The 22,861-nt window shown below is 37.5% G+C and carries 17 protein-coding genes and 1 pseudogene; 10 read left to right on the top strand and 8 right to left on the bottom strand.

What is annotated here, in order from left to right; translation table 11 throughout:
* The first annotated feature begins 2 nt into the window (after window positions 1–2).
* The 4 genes from DK858_RS13080 (at window position 3) to DK858_RS13095 (ending at window position 3,185) form a co-directional block, all read left to right on the top strand.
* Window positions 3–788 (top strand): SDR family oxidoreductase, encoded by a 786-nt coding sequence (locus tag DK858_RS13080; RefSeq protein WP_109397793.1) that lies wholly within the window; start codon window positions 3–5, stop codon window positions 786–788.
* A gap of 84 nt (window positions 789–872) precedes the next feature.
* Window positions 873–1,730, top strand: a complete 858-nt coding sequence (locus tag DK858_RS13085; protein ID WP_109397794.1) for a co-chaperone YbbN — start codon at window positions 873–875, stop codon at window positions 1,728–1,730.
* A gap of 37 nt (window positions 1,731–1,767) precedes the next feature.
* Entirely contained in the window at window positions 1,768–2,691 is a 924-nt protein-coding gene (locus DK858_RS13090) for an SPFH domain-containing protein (RefSeq protein WP_109397795.1), read from the top strand.
* A 2-nt stretch (window positions 2,692–2,693) separates the two neighbouring features.
* Entirely contained in the window at window positions 2,694–3,185 is a 492-nt protein-coding gene (locus DK858_RS13095; protein WP_109397796.1) for an NfeD family protein, read from the top strand.
* On the opposite strand, the gene cueR is transcribed toward DK858_RS13095, so the two are convergent.
* Window positions 3,136–3,549: a Cu(I)-responsive transcriptional regulator gene (gene cueR, locus DK858_RS13100; RefSeq protein ID WP_109397797.1), complete on the bottom strand. Its 414-nt coding sequence runs from the start codon at window positions 3,547–3,549 to the stop codon at window positions 3,136–3,138. The two genes, DK858_RS13095 and cueR, sit on opposite strands and share 50 nt — an antisense overlap.
* Window positions 3,550–3,680: 131 nt before the next feature.
* Here cueR and copA point away from each other — a divergent pair, with 131 nt between their 5' ends.
* The 4 genes from copA to ybaK all read left to right on the top strand — a co-directional run bounded on the left by copA (window position 3,681) and on the right by ybaK (window position 9,954).
* Window positions 3,681–6,623, top strand: a complete 2,943-nt coding sequence (gene copA / locus DK858_RS13105; RefSeq protein ID WP_109397798.1) for a copper-exporting P-type ATPase CopA — start codon at window positions 3,681–3,683, stop codon at window positions 6,621–6,623.
* A gap of 365 nt (window positions 6,624–6,988) precedes the next feature.
* A complete protein-coding gene (locus DK858_RS13110) occupies window positions 6,989–8,521 on the top strand; it encodes a YadA C-terminal domain-containing protein (protein WP_109397799.1) in 1,533 nt (510 codons plus the stop codon).
* A gap of 120 nt (window positions 8,522–8,641) precedes the next feature.
* Window positions 8,642–9,451, top strand: a complete 810-nt coding sequence (locus DK858_RS13115) for a TraB/GumN family protein (protein ID WP_109397800.1) — start codon at window positions 8,642–8,644, stop codon at window positions 9,449–9,451.
* 23 nt (window positions 9,452–9,474) lie between these two features.
* Window positions 9,475–9,954, top strand: a complete 480-nt coding sequence (gene ybaK / locus DK858_RS13120; RefSeq protein ID WP_109397801.1) for a Cys-tRNA(Pro)/Cys-tRNA(Cys) deacylase YbaK — start codon at window positions 9,475–9,477, stop codon at window positions 9,952–9,954.
* A gap of 120 nt (window positions 9,955–10,074) precedes the next feature.
* On the opposite strand, the gene ushA is transcribed toward ybaK, so the two are convergent.
* On the bottom strand, window positions 10,075–11,739 hold the full coding sequence (ushA, locus tag DK858_RS13125) for a bifunctional UDP-sugar hydrolase/5'-nucleotidase UshA (protein WP_109397802.1): 1,665 nt from the start codon (window positions 11,737–11,739) through the stop codon (window positions 10,075–10,077).
* A gap of 285 nt (window positions 11,740–12,024) precedes the next feature.
* Between ushA and DK858_RS18355 the strand changes: the two are divergent.
* Both DK858_RS18355 and ybaL read left to right on the top strand, forming a co-directional pair.
* A pseudogene (locus DK858_RS18355) lies at window positions 12,025–12,685 on the top strand (MFS transporter); the annotation flags it as partial.
* A gap of 238 nt (window positions 12,686–12,923) precedes the next feature.
* A complete protein-coding gene (gene ybaL / locus DK858_RS13130) occupies window positions 12,924–14,684 on the top strand; it encodes a YbaL family putative K(+) efflux transporter (protein WP_109397803.1) in 1,761 nt (586 codons plus the stop codon).
* Between the two features lie 118 nt (window positions 14,685–14,802).
* On the opposite strand, the gene DK858_RS13135 is transcribed toward ybaL, so the two are convergent.
* From DK858_RS13135 to purT, 6 genes are all read right to left on the bottom strand, one after another.
* Window positions 14,803–16,113, bottom strand: a complete 1,311-nt coding sequence (locus DK858_RS13135; protein ID WP_023582630.1) for an inosine/guanosine kinase — start codon at window positions 16,111–16,113, stop codon at window positions 14,803–14,805.
* Window positions 16,114–16,216: 103 nt separating this feature from the next.
* Window positions 16,217–17,335 carry an LPS O-antigen length regulator Wzz(fepE) gene (gene wzz(fepE), locus DK858_RS13140; protein ID WP_109397804.1) on the bottom strand — a complete coding sequence of 373 codons (1,119 nt, stop codon included), beginning with the start codon at window positions 17,333–17,335 and terminating at the stop codon, window positions 16,217–16,219.
* A 163-nt stretch (window positions 17,336–17,498) separates the two neighbouring features.
* Window positions 17,499–18,479 (bottom strand): ferrochelatase, encoded by a 981-nt coding sequence (gene hemH / locus DK858_RS13145; protein ID WP_109397805.1) that lies wholly within the window; start codon window positions 18,477–18,479, stop codon window positions 17,499–17,501.
* 163 nt (window positions 18,480–18,642) lie between these two features.
* On the bottom strand, window positions 18,643–19,287 hold the full coding sequence (adk, locus tag DK858_RS13150; protein WP_006534026.1) for an adenylate kinase: 645 nt from the start codon (window positions 19,285–19,287) through the stop codon (window positions 18,643–18,645).
* Between the two features lie 181 nt (window positions 19,288–19,468).
* Window positions 19,469–21,352: a molecular chaperone HtpG gene (gene htpG / locus DK858_RS13155; protein WP_109397806.1), complete on the bottom strand. Its 1,884-nt coding sequence runs from the start codon at window positions 21,350–21,352 to the stop codon at window positions 19,469–19,471.
* Between the two features lie 226 nt (window positions 21,353–21,578).
* Window positions 21,579–22,763 (bottom strand): formate-dependent phosphoribosylglycinamide formyltransferase, encoded by a 1,185-nt coding sequence (purT, locus tag DK858_RS13160; RefSeq protein ID WP_109397807.1) that lies wholly within the window; start codon window positions 22,761–22,763, stop codon window positions 21,579–21,581.
* Between the last annotated feature and the right edge of the window lie 98 nt (window positions 22,764–22,861).

The raw sequence follows: 22,861 nt of genomic DNA on the forward strand, positions 1-22,861 counted from the left end.
TTATGCAAAAAACGGTATTGATTACAGGAAGTTCCAGTGGAATAGGACTCTGTGCGGCAAAAGCACTAAAGAAAAGAGGCTATAGAGTTCTTGCTGCTTGCCGTAAAGGCGAAGATCTTGAACGCATGGAAACGCTGGGATTAGAACCTATTTATCTTGATCTTGATGATCCAAAAAGTGTTGAAAATGCGGCATTAGAAGTTATTCGCCTAACAAACGGTCGTTTATATGGATTATTTAATAATGGTGGATTTGGTGTTTATGGCTCACTAGATGCCATTACCCGCCAACAAATGGAAAAACAGTTTTCTACTAACTTTTTTGGTTTACATCAGCTTACTACATTACTTCTGCCAGCAATGTTACCTCATGGTGAAGGAAGAATTATTCAAACCAGTTCTGTTATGGGGATTATTTCAACAGCGGGTCGAGGTGCTTACGCAGCCAGTAAATATGCAGTAGAAGCATGGTCTGATGCGCTAAGAATGGAAATTGCGCATACAGGTATTAAAGTCAGTTTAATAGAGCCAGGTCCAATACGAACATGTTTTACTGAAAATGTCGCTCAAGCCGAAAAAGATAAACCCGTAAAAAATCCGGGGATTGCGAGTCGTTTCACATTAACGCCTGAAGATGTTGTGAAAAAGCTTATTCATGCTTTAGAAAGCCCAAAACCTAAGATACGTTATCCCGTAACCTTACTGACTTACGCTGTCAGAATACTAAAACGTTTTCTACCTGATGCTTTAATGGATGTTATTCTCAGTCGCCAAAGTGGCAAGGCTTGATTTTTCAGGATCCACCCTTACTTATTAATAAAATAGCGTTATAAATCGCATCTATATTTAAAACTCTCAAAAAGGGGCAAGTTAATGTTAGCAACTGCACATATTGTTGATGTAAATGAATCAAATATTCAACAAGTTATAGAACAATCTATGACTAAACCGGTCATGATGTATTTCTATTCAGAACGTAGCCCTCATTGTGCAGAGCTTGGCGCAACATTAGATAAACTGGCAGCCGAATTTGCTGATCAATTTATTTTGGCAAAATTGGATTGTGATGTTGAACAAATGATTGCCTCACAATTTGGCCTACGTGCGATCCCTACTGTTTACATTTTGCAAGAAGGTCGCCCTGTTGATGGTTTCCAAGGCCCTCAACCTGAAGAAGCAATTCGCCAAGTGTTAGCCAATGTATTACCAAAACCAGAAGAATTAAAAGCAGCACAAGCCTCTCAATTACTTTCTGAAGGAAAAACCGATGAAGCTTTACCTCTGCTAAAAGAAGCTCATCAACTGGCACCTAAAAACAGTGAAATTACGCTTGCGCTAGCTGGTGCATTAATTTCTTTAAATAAAAATGAAGAAGCTCAAACGCTATTAATTACTATCCCATTACAAGATCAAGACAGTTACTACCATAGTTTGTTAGCGCAAATTGAATTACAAAAACAGGCTGCTGACACACCTGAAATTCAACAGCTACAAAACGATTTTAATCAACAACCTGAAAATACCGATCTTGCTATTCAACTCGCACTAAAATTACATGAAGTTGCTCGTAATGAAGAGGCGCTAGAGTTGCTATTTAGTTTTATCAAAAAAGATCTCAATGCAGGTGATGGGCAAGTTAAGAAAACCCTGATGGATATTCTATCAGCCTTAGGTACTAATGATAATTTAGCGTCTAAATATCGTCGTATGGTGTATTCTTTACTTTATTAATTTTATTTTCTTATAAAAGCAGACTTAGGACAGGTATATGGAAATAGTCATTGGTATTATCATCTTATTCGCTATTATTTTAGTTTTATGTGGTGTTAAAACCGTTCCACAAGGTTATCAGTGGACTGTCGAACGTTTTGGTCGTTACACTCGGACTCTAGCGCCAGGACTTCAAATTCTTATACCATTTGTTGATCGTATTGGTCGTCGTATCAATATGATGGAACAGGTCCTTGATATTCCGTCTCAGGAAGTCATTTCTCGTGATAACGCCAACGTTAGCATTGATGCGGTCTGCTTTATTCAAGTCATCGACCCTGTGAAAGCTGCGTATGAAGTTAATAATCTTGAACTTGCAATTATCAACTTAACATTGACGAATATCCGTACAGTATTAGGCTCCATGGAACTTGATGAAATCCTTTCTCAACGTGACCAAATCAACAGTCGCCTTTTACTAATTGTTGATGATGCAACAAACCCTTGGGGTATCAAAATTACTCGTATCGAAATTCGTGATGTTCGCCCGCCAAAAGAATTGATTTCTGCAATGAACGCACAGATGAAAGCTGAACGAACTAAACGTGCCGACATTCTTGAAGCTGAAGGTATTCGCCAAGCGGCTATCTTAAAAGCAGAAGGTGAGAAACAAGGGCAAATACTGAAGGCTGAAGGTGAGCGTCAATCTGCATTCTTACAAGCAGAAGCCCGTGAACGTGCAGCAGAAGCAGAAGCTAAGGCAACTCAAATGGTATCTGAGGCCATTGCAAAAGGTGATATGCAAGCCATTAACTACTTTGTTGCTCAAAAATATACTGATGCACTCTCTCAAATTGGTTCAGCTAATAACAGTAAAGTTATTATGATGCCATTAGAAGCAAGTAATCTCATGGGCGCGATTGGTGGTATTTCTGAATTACTCAATACCAAAAAAAGTGACTCTGGCAACAAGAGCAATTAATTATGATTGAATGGATTAGTGCTCAACCTGCACTTTTCTGGCTTTGTCTTGGTGGCTTGCTGTTAATTACAGAAATGTTAGGAACAGCAGGATACCTTTTGTGGTCAGGAATGGCGGCTCTATGCGTATCGTTGATCACATGGATATTGCCTGTTAGCTGGCCTATTCAAGGTATTCTATTTGCGATATTAACGGTTATTAGTGCTGTACTTTGGCACCTTTGGCTTAAACGCAGAAAACTATCAAAAGAAGCTGAAAACTTAAATCAGAAAACGCATCAACTGATTGGTGTTCACGCGGTTTTATTATCAGATACTGAAAACGGTTTTAGTCGCGTAAAATTAGCTGATGGCAGTTGGCGTGTTTATTCAGACACGCCATTAGTTGCCGGCGATAAAGTAACAGTAATCGCAATTGATGGTATTACCTTACAAGTGACTGCGCTTAAACAGACTGTTTCTGGTGATGACAACACCCTGACAAATGATCGATGATCGGGCAATCGGCTCCGTCATCACCGGGGCATTCGCTGGCTAACAGAAGTAACCGTTGGCGAATATCGTTGAGCTCATTAATTGTTTTCTCAATTTCAGCCACTTTTTTTAAGGTGGCTTCTTTCACATCAGAACTATGGCGAGAAGGATTTCTTAACAACATCAATAAAGCTCTACACTCTTCTAAATTAAAGCCAACTTCTCTCGCTTGTCGTAATAATGTTAACTCTTCAATATGTTGAGCCTGATAATAGCGATAGCCATTTTCACCTCTTCCCGGTGGGGTTATCAAGTCTTTTTCTTCATAAAACCGAATGGCTTTAGCCGTTAATCCTGTTTTACTGGCGATTTCACTAATATTCAAAATTCCCCCTTGACCTTCCCCTTGCGGAAAGGTTTAGCCTTTATCTCAATAAGAAAAAACCTTTAAAGAAAGCAAGTTACCGAATATTGCGCAATAATAGAGGTAACGCTTTTATGATGGAGATAATTAACATGGCAAAAACTGTAATACTCGCATTGAAAGGACTCTCATGCTCCCACTGTGTTAACAGTGTAAAAAAAGCACTTGATGCTCGCAATGACATAGAGCAGGCAATAGTAACTATTCAATACGCTAAAATTGACAGCGATGCAACTGCTGAAAGCTTAATCAACACAATTGAAGATGCAGGCTATCAAGCAAGTCTGGCAACACAACCCGATGTAAAATTAAGCCTAAGTGGCCTTAATTGCATGAAGTGTGTCGGTAAAACTGAAAAAGCATTATTAGCCGTTGAAGGTGTTGTTGCCGTTAATGTAACAAAAGAGTCGGCTGAAATTTTTGGTGACGCGAATGCGGATACTTTAATTGCTGCAATTACTGCTGAAGGTTTTCAAGCAAACTTAGCTCCTACTGACAACGTCATTCATTTAACTCTATCTGGCTTAAATTGCCAGCATTGTGTCAGTTCAGTTAAAAAAGCACTAGAAAATACAGCGGGTGTTGACACTGCTGAAGTTGAATTAACACACGCAAAAGTAACCGGTTCTGCAACCGCTGAAACCTTAATTACCGCCGTTACAGAGGCAGGTTTTGAAGCACAACTAGCGAGTACTGATTTCCCAAAAACTGAGCCGCTGGCGCAAACGCATGCACAACTGGAAGCATCGTCAGCGGCTGTTTGTGATGTTCCAGTCGAGAATGCTGATATTGATAATGGCACTGAAATCAATATTGACGATGACAACAGTGTTCAGCTTTTAATTGATGGTATGACTTGTGCAAGTTGCGTAAACAAGGTTCACAAAGCATTACAATCCGTTGATGGTGTTGAAAATGTGCGTGTAAATCTAGCAGAGCGCAGTGCATTAGTGACCGGTGAAATCGATCATGATGCACTTGTATCTGCCATCGAAAAAGCCGGTTATGGTGCTGAAATTATCCAAGACGACATAAAACGTAGAGAACGTCAGCAAGAAGTTGCTGTTGCCAATATGAAACGTTTTCGCTGGCAAGCTGCATTAGCGTTAATTGTCGGTATTCCTGTGATGATTTGGGGAATGATCGGCGACAATATGATGCTCACCGAAGATAACCACAGTATTTGGTTAGCAATTGGCATTACAACATTGTTTGTAATGGTTGTTGCAGGGGGACATTTTTATCGTAGCGCATGGCAGAGCTTAAAAAATCGTAGTGCCACAATGGATACCTTAGTGGCATTAGGAACAGGTGCCGCATGGCTCTATTCCATTACCGTAAATTTATGGCCTGACATTTTTCCTGCTCAAGCGCGCCACCTCTATTATGAAGCCAGTGCAATGATCATCGGTTTAATCAATCTGGGTCATATGCTTGAGCAAAGAGCCCGTCAGCGTTCATCTAAAGCATTAGAGCGACTATTGGATTTAACGCCACCAACTGCAAGAGTCATCACTGAAAATGGTGAAGTTGAAATGCCATTAGCTGATGTTAAACAAGGAATGACTTTACGTTTAGCAACGGGTGATAAAGTACCAGTTGATGGTGAAATTATCCAAGGTGAAGTGTGGATGGATGAAGCAATGTTGACAGGCGAGCCCATTCCACAACAAAAAACAGTGGGTGACACTATTCATGCTGGAACAACGGTTCAAGATGGCTCTGTGCTATTTAAAGCGGCAGCAGTGGGTAGTAAAACAACACTTGCTCGTATTATTAAATTAGTTCGCCAAGCACAAAGTAGTAAACCTGAAATAGGACAGCTAGCTGATAAAATATCAAGTGTATTTGTACCCATTGTCGTTGCTATTGCCCTTATTGCTGGTGCTATTTGGTATTTCTTTGGTCCATCACCACAAATTACCTATGCCTTAGTGATTATCACAACTGTTCTTATCATCGCTTGTCCTTGTGCTTTAGGTTTAGCAACACCTATGTCAATTATTTCAGGTGTCGGTCGTGCGGCTGAATATGGCGTATTAGTTCGTGATGCCGATGCACTACAACAAGCGAGTCTGCTAGATACTTTAGTGTTTGATAAAACAGGAACGCTGACAGAAGGTATGCCTCAGGTCACTGATATTCATACTTTCAATCAAATAGATGAAACTCAAGCACTGACATTGGCGGCCTCTTTGGAAAATGGTTCTAATCACCCATTAGCTAAAGCCATTTTAACACGAGCTGAAGGCATTGATTTTCCTGAAGTAAACAAGTTTCGTACATTAGCTGGTATGGGGCTAAGTGGTGAAATTAATGGCAAAACAGTACTTTTAGGTAACCCTAAATTGATGGTTGAATCCGGTATTGATATTAGTGAAGTTAATTCATTGATTGATTCTCAAGCAGCCAAAGGTGTTACGCCTGTTTTGTTAGCGCAAAGCGGCAAAATTGCGGCATTACTTTCGATTCGCGATCCACTCAGAGAAGATACGGTAAGTGCATTACAACGTTTACATCATCAAGGTTATCGCTTAGTGATGTTAACAGGAGATAATCCAATTACTGCGAATGCAATAGCAAAAGAAGCCGGTATTGACCAAGTTATTGCGGGTGTCATGCCAGAAGGTAAAGCACAAGCTATTACTGAGCTTCAAGCACAAGGTCGTCGTGTTGCAATGATTGGAGATGGTATTAATGATGCCCCAGCATTAGCGAAAGCAGATGTCGGCATTGCAATGGGTGGCGGTAGTGATATTGCTATTGAAACCGCGGCTATCACATTAATGCGCCATAGTTTGCATGGTGTTGCTGATGCCGTTGAAATATCAAAAGGCACGCTACGTAATATGAAACAAAATCTATTTGGTGCTTTTGTTTACAATAGCTTAGGTATTCCCATTGCAGCTGGTATTTTATACCCATTCACGGGAACATTATTAAACCCAGTAGTTGCTGGCGCAGCAATGGCTTTATCCTCAATTACTGTTGTTAGCAATGCAAACCGCTTATTGCGTTTTAAACCCAAGCAATAACACCTAACAATATATTAATAAATATTATATTTAAACCTCTTTTACTTATCGGTAAAAGGGGTTTTTTATTATTTATCAATGATTATTAATATTTTCAAAAGGTTAAAAAAAAAGCCGATATTTCTATCGGCCAGTCAAAGAGGAATTTCTCATTATACAAGAGAGTCATCACTCCGCTCTCTTAACGCTAGAATAGCAATATATTATAAGTTTTTCATTAAAATTTATCGGCACAATAAACTTAAATTATAGTTTTTAAAAAAAGAACAAACTATCATTTAATTTTTTTTTATTATTGTAGAAAACTATTATTTAAATAAAATAAAAAACTTACACAAAAATAACACTTTTAAAAGGATTTAAAAATGAATGTAAATAAAATTATTATTACAATATTACCATTAATTTATTCATCTCATGTATTTTCAGATGAAATGCATTATATAATACCAGATGAAACTCCATTTATCACCGTTGAACAAGATACGATAATCACATCTCCCTCTTCTTTTGATCAAAAAATAAGTAATTATTATATTAAGTTAGAAAAAAATAAAATATTATTAACTGATGAGATAATAGAAAAACTCAATAAAAACATAGGGAACATAAAAACAACATCTGGGGAAAGTATTACAAAAGAAAACATTAAAATAAAAAATAGTTTAATTATTTCACCGAAAGATATAGAGATAAGATCAAAGATTGCTTCTCTTTTTAATGAAATACAACCCCCTACTCTCGAATCAAACGATGATTCATATATTACATTTAATAAAAAAGCCGTTCTTCAATTTCTAGACGAACATAAAAATGATGATATACAGATTGCACGAACGGCATCAGCTAACCTAACAATTGAACAATACAATGATATTGTTAGTAGAGAAAAAAACAATATGATAAACCAAGGAGATTTATTTTCAATTGAAAATGAATTCAATAAAAAGATCGCTGCGTTAATCAAAAAGAACAATATTGAACTAAGTAAGTTTGATAATCAAATTAAGCTTAATAAGATGATAAGTAAAGTTAATAAATCCAGTCACGAAATGAATTTAGAAAAAATATTAGCAAATGAAGGCAGTATTGATACTAATAAAAAAGGCATTGATACCAATAGAATAGGTGTTAATATAAATAAAGAAAATATTGATAACAATAGAAAAGGCGTTGATATAAATAAACAAAATATTGACACTAATAGAAAAGGCATTGATATCAATAAAGAAAACATTGATACCAATAGAAAAGATATTAATATAAATAAAGAAAATATTGACACCAATAGAAAAGGCATTGATATCAATAAAGAAAACATTGATACCAATAGAAAAGATATTAATATAAATAAAGAAAATATTGACACCAATAGAAAAGGCATTGATATCAATAAAGAAAATATTGATACCAATAGAAAAGATATTAATATAAATAAAGAAAATATTGACACTAATAGAAAAGGTATTGATATAAATAAAGAAAATATTGATAATATTAAAGATAACTATATCGATAATCTAAATATCAATGGAAGCAATATTTCATTAAAAAGCCATTTTGCTACCCTTTATATGGAACAATCAATCTCAAGAAGCGAAGTTAAAACGCTAAAAAATAACTTTGAGCATTTTAAATCTGAAACCCAAAACCGTTTTTATAAAGTAGAAAAACGCGCTAATCAAGGTATTGCCTCTGTAGCTGCAATGAGCAATTTACCTTTTACTGACTCAGCAACATTTAGCACAGCTATCGGTATTGGTAATTATCGCAATGCAACGGCTCTTGCTTGGGGGATGCAATATCGTATTAATGAAAATGTAAAAGTCAGAGCTTCTACGGCGTGGAATGATTCAAATAATTTTGTCTCAGCCGGTGGTGTTGGGATCAGTTGGTAATACTTTACTCAAAAAAGTAAACAAAGTGAAAGCTAAGTAAATACTTGGCTTTCGCTGTTTCATTCCATTGAAAATCCGTTATGCTGAGACTGAGTGATCGACACTAAAAGGAGCATATCAATGACGGGTATTTTTCAGAAAATCAAACATTGGGTAGGGATAAAAAATACTGCCCATTACCCTTATCCTGCTGTTGATATTACGCTACCTAATAATATCTCTTTACACCTTGTGGGGAGTATCCATATGGGGGTTTCCACCATGTCACCACTTTCCAATGTGCTACTCAACGAAATAAAAAATGCAAATGCTATTATTGTGGAAGCCGATATTTCCACAGATGTACAACCGTTTGATCAAGCATCCCTTTTTAGAAAGTCGCTAGAAACACGCTTAAATAACTCTCTTTTTGCTCAAGTCACATGTCATTGTGAAGATCTCGCTCTCTCACTTTATCAACTTGAAAATAAACCACTTTGGCAGATTGCATTGATTTTACAATCTACCCAAGCAATGCAACTTGGATTACAACCGCAATATGGTATTGATTACCAGGTCATTCAATATGCTAATGAGTACAAAAAAAACATTATAGAACTTGAAGGCATTGAGGATCAGGTCGCATTATTATTAAGCTTCCCTGATGATGGTCAGCAATTACTCGAGGATACACTAAAAAATTGGCACGATAATGCACGTACATTGCAAATCATGATCAATTGGTGGTTAAATTATAATAGTCAAGAGAAACAACCACCTTTACCGAATACCTTTAGTAAAGCTGTATTTGATATTTTAATGGAAAGCCGTAACCAAAAATGGGTAAGCATCTTATCAAAATTACCGGCTGGACGTTATGTGGTAACTGTAGGTGCTCTTCATTTATTTGGTGAAGAGAATCTGATTGATTTACTAACAGGTCAATCATAAAAACATTGTGATTAGGAATAACTATGACTCCCGCTGTCAATTTATTGGAAAAACAAAAAATTAAATTTACGCTTCATCCTTATGAACATGATGCGAATGTGCATAATTTTGGTGATGAGGCCGTTGAAAAATTAGGTTTAGATAATCGCCAAGTATTTAAAACACTGTTAGTTGCTTTAAATGGTGATGCTAAAAATCTTGCCGTTGCAGTAACACCCGTTTCTGGTCAATTAGATTTAAAACTCGTTGCTAAGTGTTTTAAAGCAAAAAAAGCCGATATGGCAGATCCACAAATTGCACAAAAGGTCACTGGTTATTTAGTGGGTGGAATAAGCCCATTAGGTCAGAAAAAACGCCTACCAACCGTGATTGATGAACAAGCACTTGAATTTAACACTATCTTTGTTTCTGGTGGTAAACGAGGCTTAGATATTGAGTTATCTGCAAAAGACTTAGGTGTAGTGTTAGGTGCTCAATTTGCACTTATTCGTAAAGAGTCATAATCATTAATGATTTTTTATTTTAAGGCTCATCCTCAAAATAAGAAATTAACGTGATTAAGAGCAAAATAAAAGGCGACATAAAATGTCGCCTTTTGTCTATATAAGCGTTATTGATAAAACTTATTTTTTATAAACAATTTCGCCTTTAGGTTCGAAATCTGCGGCTTTCAATGGAGAGTGCGCTTCGATATAACCTTTTAAGACTTCAGCATCAACAAACCCTGTATTAACATAACCCGGATGAGTATCAATCTTAGGATAACCATCACCACCAATGCCGTTAAAGTTTAGTGTCGCCATACGGTAAGACTTCGTTTTATCCAATGGTTTGCCTGCAATTTTAACATCGCTAACTTTACAATCTGCATCTACTGTTAAGCTAACATTGTAGAATTGAGCATAAGCACCAGAGTCTACTTTCATACATGCAACCGCAGACAAATAAGGCTCGACTTCCTCACCTTTAAAATCAACATAAACCAGTTCGTTAGCAAAAGGTTGAACTTTTAACACGTCTTTATAAGTGATATCACCAGATTCAATTGAATCACGCACACCACCACCACTCATAATGGCAAAGTCTGCGTTCGCACGTTCAGCTTGAGCGGATAATAATAGACGCGCCATATTGGTCTGAACAAAACGAACTTTACTACGATCACCTTCTAATTTACCAACAACTTCACCCACTTTAATATTCAGTTGCTCACCCCCTTTTTCTTGGTAAGGTGTCAGCAATTTCATCATTTCAGGGTTATGAGGAATTTCTTCTGTATAGTAAACAAGCTCGGTTGTACCGTCATCTTTCTTCACTTTCTGATTTAAGTTGATTGGAATTAATTGGTAATGCTTTAACGTGAATTCACCATTACGGAATTCGAAATCTGCACGACCAACATATTTACCCCATTCATGAGCCTGAACAATCCATGTACCATTTTGATTATCTGGTGCACAAGGAGTGCCTGGTACATAATCAGCTTGTTTGTAGTTTTTATTCTCTTGAGACATACAAACAGGATCTTGTGAGTGACCACCCACAATCATATCAAGGTAGCCTTTTGGTAATTCACGCGCCATTTCCACATCACCTGGTGCGTTAGAGCCATGATTACCATCATCATAGTGACCCATATGCGTTGCTGCGATAATAATGTCTGGTTTTTCTGTTGTACGCAGTTCTTCTACAACTTTTTTAGCTTCATCTGAAGGTTTGCGGAATTCAGTATCAGGGAAGTTTGCTGGGTTACCAATACGCACAGTATCATCAGTCGTTAAGCCTAATACTGCAATTTTTACACCTTGCTTATCAAAAATGGTGTAAGGCTTGAATAAACGCTCACCCGTACTTTTTTGATAAATATTCGCAGATAAGAATGGGAATGTTGCCCATTTTTCTTGTTGGCGCAAAACATCTAATGGATTATCAAATTCATGATTACCCAAAGCCATTGCATCATACCCCACAAGATTCATACCTTTAAAATCAGGCTCTGCATCTTGTAAATCAGATTCTGGAACACCCGTATTGATATCACCGCCCGATAACAGCAACACGCTGCCGCCTTTTTTAGCGACTTCATCTCGAATGTTATCAACAACCGTTTTTTGTGCAGCTAAACCATATTCTCCACGATCGTTATGCCAAAAATGGCCATGGTGATCATTGGTATGCAAAATAGTAATTTCGTAGGTTTTATCCTTTTCCCATGCCTGAGACATCGCAGGCGTCATCGCTAAAGAAACCGTCAATGCGCATGCTGATAATTTAAAAGATAAGCTCATGGTATATCCCCATGTATATTATTTATTGAGAAGGTTCTGCCATGGTTCTACAGTAGAAAAAGAAGACAGAAGTTAAATACTTTTGCTGTATTTTATGATGTAGGTTATATAATTTTTTTATTATTTCATTGATCCAATAGTTTTTTTGAGACATGAATCAAACTCTATTTCTCACAAAAGCACTCAATTCAAATAAGATGTAAACCAGACCAATAAAAACATAAATAATTTACAAAAAAATAATACGGAAAGGAAAGTAAATATCCGTTGATTCTCTTTGTTACGTTGCTGGCAATTGTAGTGCTATTGCAAGTTAGTCGCAGGTATAAAATTCAACAAGATGCTCAGAAAAAACAACCTAACACGCTAAAAAGGAAAGCAATATTGCCATGTAAGCCCCTCTTGGGCTATTTAGCTATTTTACTTATTCTTATTTTTTCTAAGCATTTTTATCTTACAAACATCAGTAGCTACTATACTTTCTACTTAATACCTAAATTTGACGTTTCAGTACAAAGTACACCTGTTTGTTTTCCTCTTCGCTTGTCGCAGCTAACACTATAAATGTGGATCCAGTAGACGATAAAATTTGGCAGAAAATACGTTATTTGAGGAACTATTCTTGGTGTTGCACCTTTTACGCTGATATGACCCTATACCAACCTTTACTGGACGGACGTATTGACTGTATTCATTGGTGTAATTTTGGCTTCAGCATTTTCTGCTATCTCAGTTTATGCTCAAGAGTTAATTTTAGGTGAAAAAAGCATGATTTCCGCGCATTTCTTCGGAGTTGCTTTTAGGATGGATGAATTAATGCTGAGGTCTTAGAATATATTACGGTTCAGAAGAGTATTGAATATGTCTATCATATCTTCGCCCTCTCTCTATACTAGGTATTTTCCCCATTCTTCTTACTAAGATTGGGTGCAATAAAACTGAATAACTTGTAATTACCCCTGTTACTAAAATGAACCAGAAACAGATTATTTCTTACTTTAAAAGGTAAGACTAATTAAAATAACACAGAAAAGTGTATTTGCATTAAAAAATTCAATCAACTTGCTATTTTAATAAATAATCGATAATTTTTAGCGAATTTATTGCATGAATACGTTAAACTATTAGCCTGCTATATTACTCGCCCCCCGATACATGTAGTTTTATAAAAAGAAGGAGAATTGATGCCGCATTCAACACCCCTCATTACCACCATTGTTGGTGGATTAGCACTTGCTTACATTTTAGGCATGATCGCTCAACGGCTAAAAATTTCACCTTTAGTAGGATATCTTGCTGCGGGTGTACTCGCTGGCCCATTTACTCCCGGCTTTGTTGCTGATACCTCTCTCGCCCCTGAACTCGCTGAAATTGGCGTTATTCTGCTAATGTTTGGCGTAGGTTTACATTTCTCATTAAAAGATCTCATGGCAGTAAAAGCCATCGCTATTCCGGGTGCTATTGCTCAAATTGCAGTAGCAACACTATTAGGGTTGGGATTATCAGCATTTTTTGGCTGGGGTTTATTTAGTGGCATTGTATTTGGTTTATGTCTATCAACAGCAAGTACCGTTGTTCTTTTACGTGCACTAGAAGAAAGAGGTCTGATTGACAGCCAACGAGGCCAAATTGCTATTGGTTGGTTGATTGTTGAAGACTTAGCAATGGTGTTAGCCCTTGTACTACTTCCTGCTATTGCCAATATGCTGGAAAGTAGCGATCAAACCAATATTTCTCAACTTATGATTAATTTAGGTATCACTGTCGGTAAAGTTGTTGCCTTTATCTTAATTATGATGATTGTTGGTCGTAAGTTGATCCCTTGGATTTTAGCTAAAACGGCGGCAACAGGCTCTCGTGAGTTATTTACATTGAGTGTACTCGCTCTCGCTTTAGGTATCGCTTATGGTGCTGTAACCTTATTCGATGCTTCTTTCGCATTAGGCGCATTCTTTGCCGGTATGGTACTTAACGAGTCTGAATTAAGCCACAGAGCGGCTCAAGATACTTTACCACTGAGAGATGCTTTCGCAGTTCTGTTCTTTGTGTCCGTTGGTATGCTGTTTGATCCAATGGTGTTAATTGAACATCCTCTTGGGATCTTAGCAACACTGGCTATCATTATTATTGGTAAATCTGTCGCCGCGTTGGTGCTTGTACGAATGTTTGGGCATTCTCGACGAACAGCCTTAACCATTTCAGTCAGCCTTGCACAAATTGGTGAATTTGCCTTTATCCTTGCAGGTCTAGGTGTGGCGCTAAACGTTTTAGAGCCAGATGCACGTAATCTTGTTTTAGCCGGTGCTTTAGTCTCTATTATGTTAAACCCAGTGCTATTCTCTTTATTAGACCGTTATCTGGCAAAAACAGAAACCAAAGAAGAAGTGGAACAGCTACAACAAGAAGAGCTGGAAGAAGAGATGCCTGTCCCTGTTGATATTTGTGGTCACGCCATTATCGTCGGTTATGGACGTGCAGGAAGCATGCTTGCTGAAAAATTATTAGCTCAATCTATTCCATTAGTTATTATCGAAAATAGCCGTAATAAATTTGCTGAGTTAAAAGAGAAAAGTTTAAACACCGTGCTGGGTAATGCATCGACTAAAGAGTCACTTGCTTTAGCTCGCATTGATTGCGCTAAATCTTTATTACTGACGATACCTAATGGGTATGAAGCTGCAGATATCGCTGAAACCGCAAGAAGTATGAACCCTGATTTAAATATCATTGTTCGTGCTCATTTTGACGATATTATTGTACGAGCTAACTATGATGAAGAAGCGTCTTTTATCCTTGAGAAAGGGGCAAATCACGTCATCATCGATGAAGATCAAACCGCATCTGCAATGGCAGATATGCTAATTAAAGAAGTTGAGTTTGGTTGTGCTATTGATGATACACCTGAAAATGGTCAACAAATCATTGCACCTAGTGCAACGCAATAATCAAACACAGTTAATCACTTAAATTCTATGGATTTAAGTCAATAAAAAACCTATCAATAAATGTTGATAGGTTTTTTTATTTCATACAGATAAAACAAGTCTTAGAAACTATACAAACTTAACGTTCCCAATAAGCTTCTTCTAAGCTGTCTTCTTTTTCAGGTAAGCCTCGTGTTAAGCGAGGTGAATGCTGACTTAGCACTTGATAACTCACTCGGTTAGCATATTTGCATACTTGTGCTAACGATGAATAAGTTAAATAAGTCCGAGGATGCTTACTTGAATTGGGCACATTGATGCGATGGTAGCTATTCGCTGTAATATCATGCAGTAACGCTGATAATGCTGCATCACCTGCACCATTCGTATTCATGATTTTTTCAGGACCACCCATATAAGGTTCAATATGAGAATAGACTTTCTCTGGCTCTTCACAATCTTTACGACGCATTGCACGACTAAATTCATAACGATTAAATTCAGCAATAGCACCGGGTAATAAAGGATGTGTGGTTTGACGCTTAAAGTTGTGTTCTGTATAACCGCCCATATAAAGTCCTGCAGGACCTGCGGTACACAGCACTAAATCAACCCATTCTAACGCAACATCGGAAGCTAACAGAGGATCTGCATGTCCCGTTAATTCAAAAGCTTCATCTTCATTCATTGCGACAACAGAAACGTGCTCTTTTAAGAAATCACGCCACCATTGTGGATCATCTGCAATAACATATTTTGTGCCCAGCGTCAGAACAACAGGCACATCATATTTTTTCGCGTATTCAATCGCTTTCATGGTTGCTAACGGCATCGGTTCACCCGGTTTACAGCGAACTAAATAAGCCGTTAACACTAATGCGGAAGCTTCTGCAATCACCTCTTCCGGAATGCTTTCTGGTTTAAGCTGGTTCATTTGACCTGGGCTAATCGCAAATGTACGTTCGCCATTTTCCGTGATCAGCGTGAAACAACGCCCAATGGCACCATCAACACCTTGGAGGTAATTAAGATCAGTACGGCTAGATGTGTTACATAAATAACGATAAGCATAGCTACCAATCTGAATGTTATTACACATAGTACCTAATAACACAGAGCGATCATCAGCTAATACCGAGTAGTTATGTAGCGTATTACCAATCGTACCGCCAGCAAACTCGTGTGTTATCAGATTATTATCTGTTAATTCACGATAAAGTGCCTCTGCGACATCATCTTCAATAACAAGAGAGTGTCCCTGACTCAAGTTATAACGGTTAATAAACTCTTCATCAACTTTCGCTTCAATATCAACCAATGTTTGGTCAATACCGACGATATAAGCGCGAGAGGATTCGCTCTCCGTCATATTGATGATGGGTTGTAATAGAGGATCTCGTAAACTAACGGGAAAATAGTGTTTGGATTTTCGTTTGCCAGGGAATTTCATTGTGAACGATGCTACACAGCTAAAAAAGATGCGCAATGTTAACACAATATTATGGGAGAGACAGTAGGTGTACGTCAGTACACCTACTTATTTAAAGATATTTTTATGCAGTTTTACGACGGCTTCTTGCCATATAGCTCAGTAAAACACCCATAACAGACAGAATGAAACCAACAAAAGCGGCGCCAACTAAAATCAGGGCACGTTTAGGTGCATCTTTTTTAGTCGGTTCGTAAGGCTTCAACATATATTTGAATGGTACAAATTGAAGATCATCTAATTTTACTTTTTCTAATTGCTTCATATTGTATAAACGGTTTTTCAGATCAGAACTTACCGTTGTTGGGTCTGTGATAGCTTCTGTAATGGCTAATTTACTGCTTAACGCATCAGAACCCATGGCAATAGAATAATCAGGGTCATCTTTAATCTGTGCACCCTCACTGGAAATTGGTTTTTTAACTCCAGCGGCATTTGCGATTTCTAACGCATATTTTAGACGTTGCACATTCACATTACGCGCATTAGCGATACGCTCTAAATCCATTTCATAGGCTTTTTGTGCAAAACTTAATTTACGCTCAATTTGATCATCAATTTCGTCTTTTACTTCCATTCGTACTTTGGTAGAAATAAAACGAATATAACCAGAAAGCAAATCGTAAGCTTCTTCAGGCGTTGGGGCGGTAAAACTTAAATTAATTTCCCCACTAAACTCTTCATCACTATTCTTGCTATCCGATGATTTTAAATTAATATCTTTCGTTACAATATCTTCAATTAATCTACGCTTATCTAATGGCGTTGGTTCTTCCATTTTTGCCAGTAAGCTTTTGTAGTAGTCAGTACTAACTAAAAATTCTTCACGTAAAACACGAGAATTATAGTTATTGATAAATTTTTGATAAACAGATGAACCATTCACACCTGTATCAACATCCACTAAGCTAAGCTCAGTCAATGTTGCTCTTAATTGCTTCATTTCATCGAGCATTGGCTTGGTAATTGCAGCTTGGCTAGTCCATTTTTGTGGTAAAAAGCTTGCAACAGTAAAGCCAACGATAGCAAATAATAACGTGATACCAATAATGACAAACTTTGATTTATAAATAACAGAAAATAATTCAAAAAGATCGATTTCATCATTCTGTTTTAGATAGAAATCGTCAAAATGTCCTTTATCAATTTCTGAAGATTGTGGTTTTGAAAGCTTACTATTCATTTTCCTGCCTAAATTTATGTAATGCAGTGTCCGTTTATCAGCACTTTTAGTGATTTCCACTAAAAGACTTAAAAAATGAGAAAAGATAAGTTTATATATAACTGAAATATGATCAAATTAATATATCATCAAATCCGATAATTTTATTTATCGAATTCAGTAATTATTTTTCGCATACCTCTCGGATCATCGCTTCTAGCAAGTCAATATGCTCAATTTCAGCATTTAATGCCGGAATGTATTCGTACTGTTTACCACCACCATGAATAAAGAACTCTCGGTTCTGTTCATTAATTTCTTCTAATGTTTCCAAGCAATCAGATGAAAATCCTGGACATACAACCTGCACATGTTCAACCCCTTCACTTCCCAGCTTTTCCATCGTTTTATCTGTATAAGGCGATAACCAAGGTTCACGACCAAAGCGTGATTGGAATGTCAGCATAACCTGTTCCTTAGGATAACCTAACCGCTCTTCTAATTGCGCTTTTAGTTTTTCTGTTGTGAGACAACACTCATCATAATAAATATCCCCCGTTTTGATAAAACGCTCCGGAATACCATGAAAAGAGAGAATTAAACGATCGGGTTTACCATATTGCTGAAAGCTTTTCTCAATAGAGGTGACAAGTGCTTTGATATAAAGAGGATGTGTAGGATAACTACGAATAAAGTGAAGAGAAGGTATTGTACGCATGTCTTTAAAAACTCGGCTAACACCATCAAATACCGCAGCAGAAGTAGAGCAAGAGTATTGAGGATAAAGTGGTAACAAAATAATGCTCTCAACACCTTGTTGTAATAGCTTTTCCACCCCTTCATTTAGTGATGGGTTACCATAACACATCCCTAGTTCCACGGGTATATTAGGTAATCGCTGCGCAACAGCACGTTGTTGCGCTCGGCTATAAACTAAAAGAGGTGAACCTTCATCCATCCAAATCTGTTGATATAACTTAGCTACCTTAGGTGAACGAAACGGTAATATCACCCCTTGTAATATTGGTTTCCAAATCAAAGGAGAAATATCAACAACACGAGGATCGCTAAGAAATTGTGCTAAATAACGTCGAACAGCACCCGTTGTCGGCGCATCAGGTGTGCCAAGATTAACCAAAAGAACACCATACTTAGCATCATTCATACTATGACTCCTTAGAGTTATTTTATTAGGATAACCAAAGAGTAGAAGAATAAAGGAAAATAATAGATTGTGCTTGTCAATTTATTGGATTGAACTCTTTACCTTATTTTCTAGAGATAAAAAAAATCCCGGCTAAACCGGGATTAATCATCACAATGACGCATTAGCCAAGGATACTTTTCAGTTCAGCGTTAATTTCGCTTACTTTTTGTGTACCATCAACTTTGAAGTATTTCGCATTGCTTGCTTTAGCTTCATTTTGATAATAGGAAACTAATGGTGCTGTTTGAGTATGGTATTCAACTAAACGTTTACGAACCGTTTCTTCTTGGTCATCTTTACGTGTTGTTAATTCTTCACCCGTCACATCATCACGATTTTCCACTTTAGGTGGATTAAATTTCACATGATAAACACGACCTGATGGTGCGTGAACACGACGACCAATAATACGCTCGACAATGATGTCATCAGGTACAGCAAATTCCAGTACGAAATCCACATTGATACCTGCTTCTTTCATTGCATCAGCTTGTGGAATTGTTCTTGGGAACCCATCCAACAAGAAACCATTACGGCAATCGTCTTGTTTGATGCGCTCTTTAACTAACGCAATAACTAATTCATCTGTAACTAACTGGCCATTATCCATCAGTGCTTTTGCTTTCAGTCCGAGTTCTGAACCCGAACTTACTGCTGCACGTAACATATCACCAGTTGAAATCTGTGGGATACCATAGTTTTCTTTAATGAATTGAGCCTGAGTGCCTTTACCAGCGCCTGGAGCGCCTAGCAGAATGATACGCATCGCGTAAATCCCCTTGCATTTAATTTTTTATATTTAAACTCGAAAACGCATTACCATACCATTTTGTGAGGTCATCGCTCAAGAAATCACGGTAGCGATTGCATTTTATTTTTATCGAAAAAGAAAAAACCACGCTATCTCTTCAGATAAACGTGGTTTAAATGTTTGAAAACGAAAACAGTTACGCTTTTTGAACTAAAAGTTGATTCACTAAGCGAATAAACTGGTTTGGATCCTCTAAAGAGCCTCTTTCAGCAAATAAAGCCTGATCCAGTAATAAATTAACCCAATCCGCAAATAGCGCTTCATCTGTTAGTTCTGCTGTTTGCTTAACTAATGGATGATTTGGATTTAGCTCAAAGTTGTATTTCACTTCTGGCACTTCTTGCCCTGCTGCAGCAAACAATTTGGCCATTTGTGTTGTCATTTCATCCGCACTGGTTGTCACAATGGCAGGCGTATCTGTTAAACGATGTGTTAATTTCACATCTTTAACTTTATCTCCCAGCAAGGTTTTAATGCGCTCAACAAAAGGAGCTAATTGTTTATCTGTTTCTTCTTGCTCAGCATGTTTCTCTTCATCAGCAAGTTTATCCAGAGATTCATCTGCTTTACTAACAGACTGGAATGATTTGCCATCAAACTCAGTCAGATAGTTCATCATCCACTCATCTATACGATCAGATAACAGCAGTACTTCAATGCCTTTTTTACGGAACAGCTCTAAATGCGGACTGTTTTTCGCAGCAGCATAGCTATCAGCAGTGATGTAATAGATTTTCTCTTGGCCTTCAACCATACGGCTAACGTAATCTTCCAGTGAAACAGTTTGAGCATCACTGTCGTTATGCGTTGACGCAAAACGTAATAATTTAGCAATTGTTTCAATGTTAGATGAGTCTTCTGCAGGACCTTCTTTTAAGACTAAACCAAACTCTTTCCAGAATGCTTGATACTCTTCCGGCTTGTTTTCTGCCAGTTTTTGTAACATCTGTAATGCACGTTTAGTTAATGCACTGCGTAAATTACGTGTAACAGAGCTATCTTGTAAAATTTCACGAGAAACATTTAACGGTAAATCATTAGAATCAACTAACCCACGGATAAAACGCAGGTAATTAGGCATAAACTGCTCAGCTTCATCCATAATAAAGACACGCTGTACATACAGTTTTAAACCATGACGTTGTTCACGATTCCATAAATCCCAAGGTGCTTTTGAAGGCACATATAATAAGCTTGTATACTCTTGCTTACCTTCTACACGGTTATGTACCCAGCTTAATGGGTCAGCAAAATCATGAGAGATATGTTTATAAAACTCTTTATACTCTTCATCACTCACTTCGGCTTTATTACGAGTCCAAAGTGCTTGCGCTTTATTAATTTTTTCCCATGTCACTGTGCCGTCTTCTTCATTTTTCGTTTCAATTTCAACAGGCAGAGAAATATGGTCAGAATATTTACTAATAATGCTACGCAGACGCCAATCATCTAAATACTCATCTTCACCTTCACGTAAATGAAGTGTGATGTCAGTACCACGATCAGCCTTTTCAATATCAGCAACGGTGTAATCGCCTTCACCTTCAGATTCCCAAAAAACACCTTTATCTGCGCTTTCACCTGCAGCTCGAGTACGTACTGTCACTTTATCTGCAACAATAAACGCAGAATAGAACCCAACACCAAACTGACCAATTAGTTGGCTATCTTTAGCTTGATCTTGTCCGATAGATTCTAAAAATGATTTTGTCCCTGATTTTGCGATAGTACCCAGGTTATCAATGACTTCATCACGAGTCATACCAATACCATTATCACTGATAGTCAAAGTACGTGCTTCTTTATCAGTGGAAATACGCACATGCAAATCGCCGTTATTTTCATAAAGCGCTGCATCTGATAATGCTCGGAAACGCAATTTATCAGCCGCATCTGATGCATTAGAAATCAATTCGCGAAGGAAAATTTCTTTATTGGAGTAAAGAGAATGGATCATTAATTGAAGAAGTTGTTTAACTTCTGACTGAAATCCTCTTGTTTCCTGACCTTTCATACTCATTTTTACCTCAATTAATCCTAATTTGGCGAAAAAAATCGATATGAGTAAAAAGTGGGGATAGTTAAGCTAGTTTCAAGGGTCGAGTAAAAAATTAAGCTAATAAAAGTGATTACCCCCCTTATATGATGAAAGTTTGAGCCCAAATAATACTTACTGGATGTTTTTACCGCTAAGTTGATAATATTCACTTAGCGGTAGAATAGGCTAACTTAGATTACATTTCTAATTATTTAGCATCACTTACAACGATTGCTTTTGCACCTGCTTTTGCTTCATCTAATGCGTGTTTTATCGTATCAGCGTGAGCAAGTACAACACCTAAACGACGAGATCCGGCAATTTCAGGCTTCGCAAAAAGGCGAATTTGACGATCCGCCTTCAACGCTTTTTCAATACCGGAATAAACGATATTCGTACTATAAAGCGCTGGTAAAATAACCGCGGATGCACAAGGACCTAATTGACGAATACCACCAATGGGATAGCCTAAAAAAGCACGAACATGAAGCGCAAACTCTGATAAGTCTTGAGAAATGAGTGTCACCAATCCTGTATCATGAGGACGAGGTGAGACTTCATTAAAAAATACCTCATCACCTTGAACAAATAACTCAACACCAAATAAACCATATCCCCCTAAGTTTTCAACCACTTTACTTGCGATATGCTGTGCTTTAGCAAGTGCAATATCACTCATCTTTTGAGGTTGCCATGATTCACGGTAATCCCCTTTTTCTTGTCGATGACCAATAGGAGCACAAAAATGGATCCCATCGACAGCGTGAATAGTCAGTAAAGTGATCTCAAAATCAAACGGGATCATTTTTTCAACAATAACACGACCTTTTCCTGCTCGTCCGCCCTCTTGCGAGTAAGTCCAAGCTTGAGCTAAATCGTTTTCATTACGAATAACACTTTGCCCTTTTCCGGATGAGCTCATGACAGGTTTTACAATACAAGGAAAACCTATTGCTAAAGCGGCTTTTTTAAAACTCACTTCATCATCAACAAATTGATAGTTCGATGTAGGTAAATGTAGTGTTTCCGCGGCTAAACGACGGATCCCTTCTCTATCCATAGTGAGCTTTACAGCACGGGCACAAGGAACCACTTGTTGCCCCGCTTGTTCTAATTCAAGCAATAATGTTGTAGCAATAGCTTCAATTTCTGGAACAATAAAATCAGGTCGCTCTTGTTCAATTACTTGCTTTAATGCGTCGCTATCCAGCATATTTACAACATGATAGCGATGAGCAACATGCATAGCAGGAGCATTGAGATAGCGATCAACGGCAATAACTTCAATGCCTAAGCGTTGGCATTCTATCGCGACTTCTTTGCCTAATTCACCAGCACCTAATAACATCACTTTTGTTGCACTTGCTGTAAGAGCCGTACCCAACACTGTCATTTTTTATCCTCACTATTAATCAAAACCACAATCACGCAAACGATTGCTTTTATATAGCATAGCGGATTTAGCATGATAGAAAAATAGCCAGATAAAAA

The organism is Proteus faecis (assembly GCF_003144395.1).
GTDB lineage: Bacteria > Pseudomonadota > Gammaproteobacteria > Enterobacterales > Enterobacteriaceae > Proteus > Proteus faecis.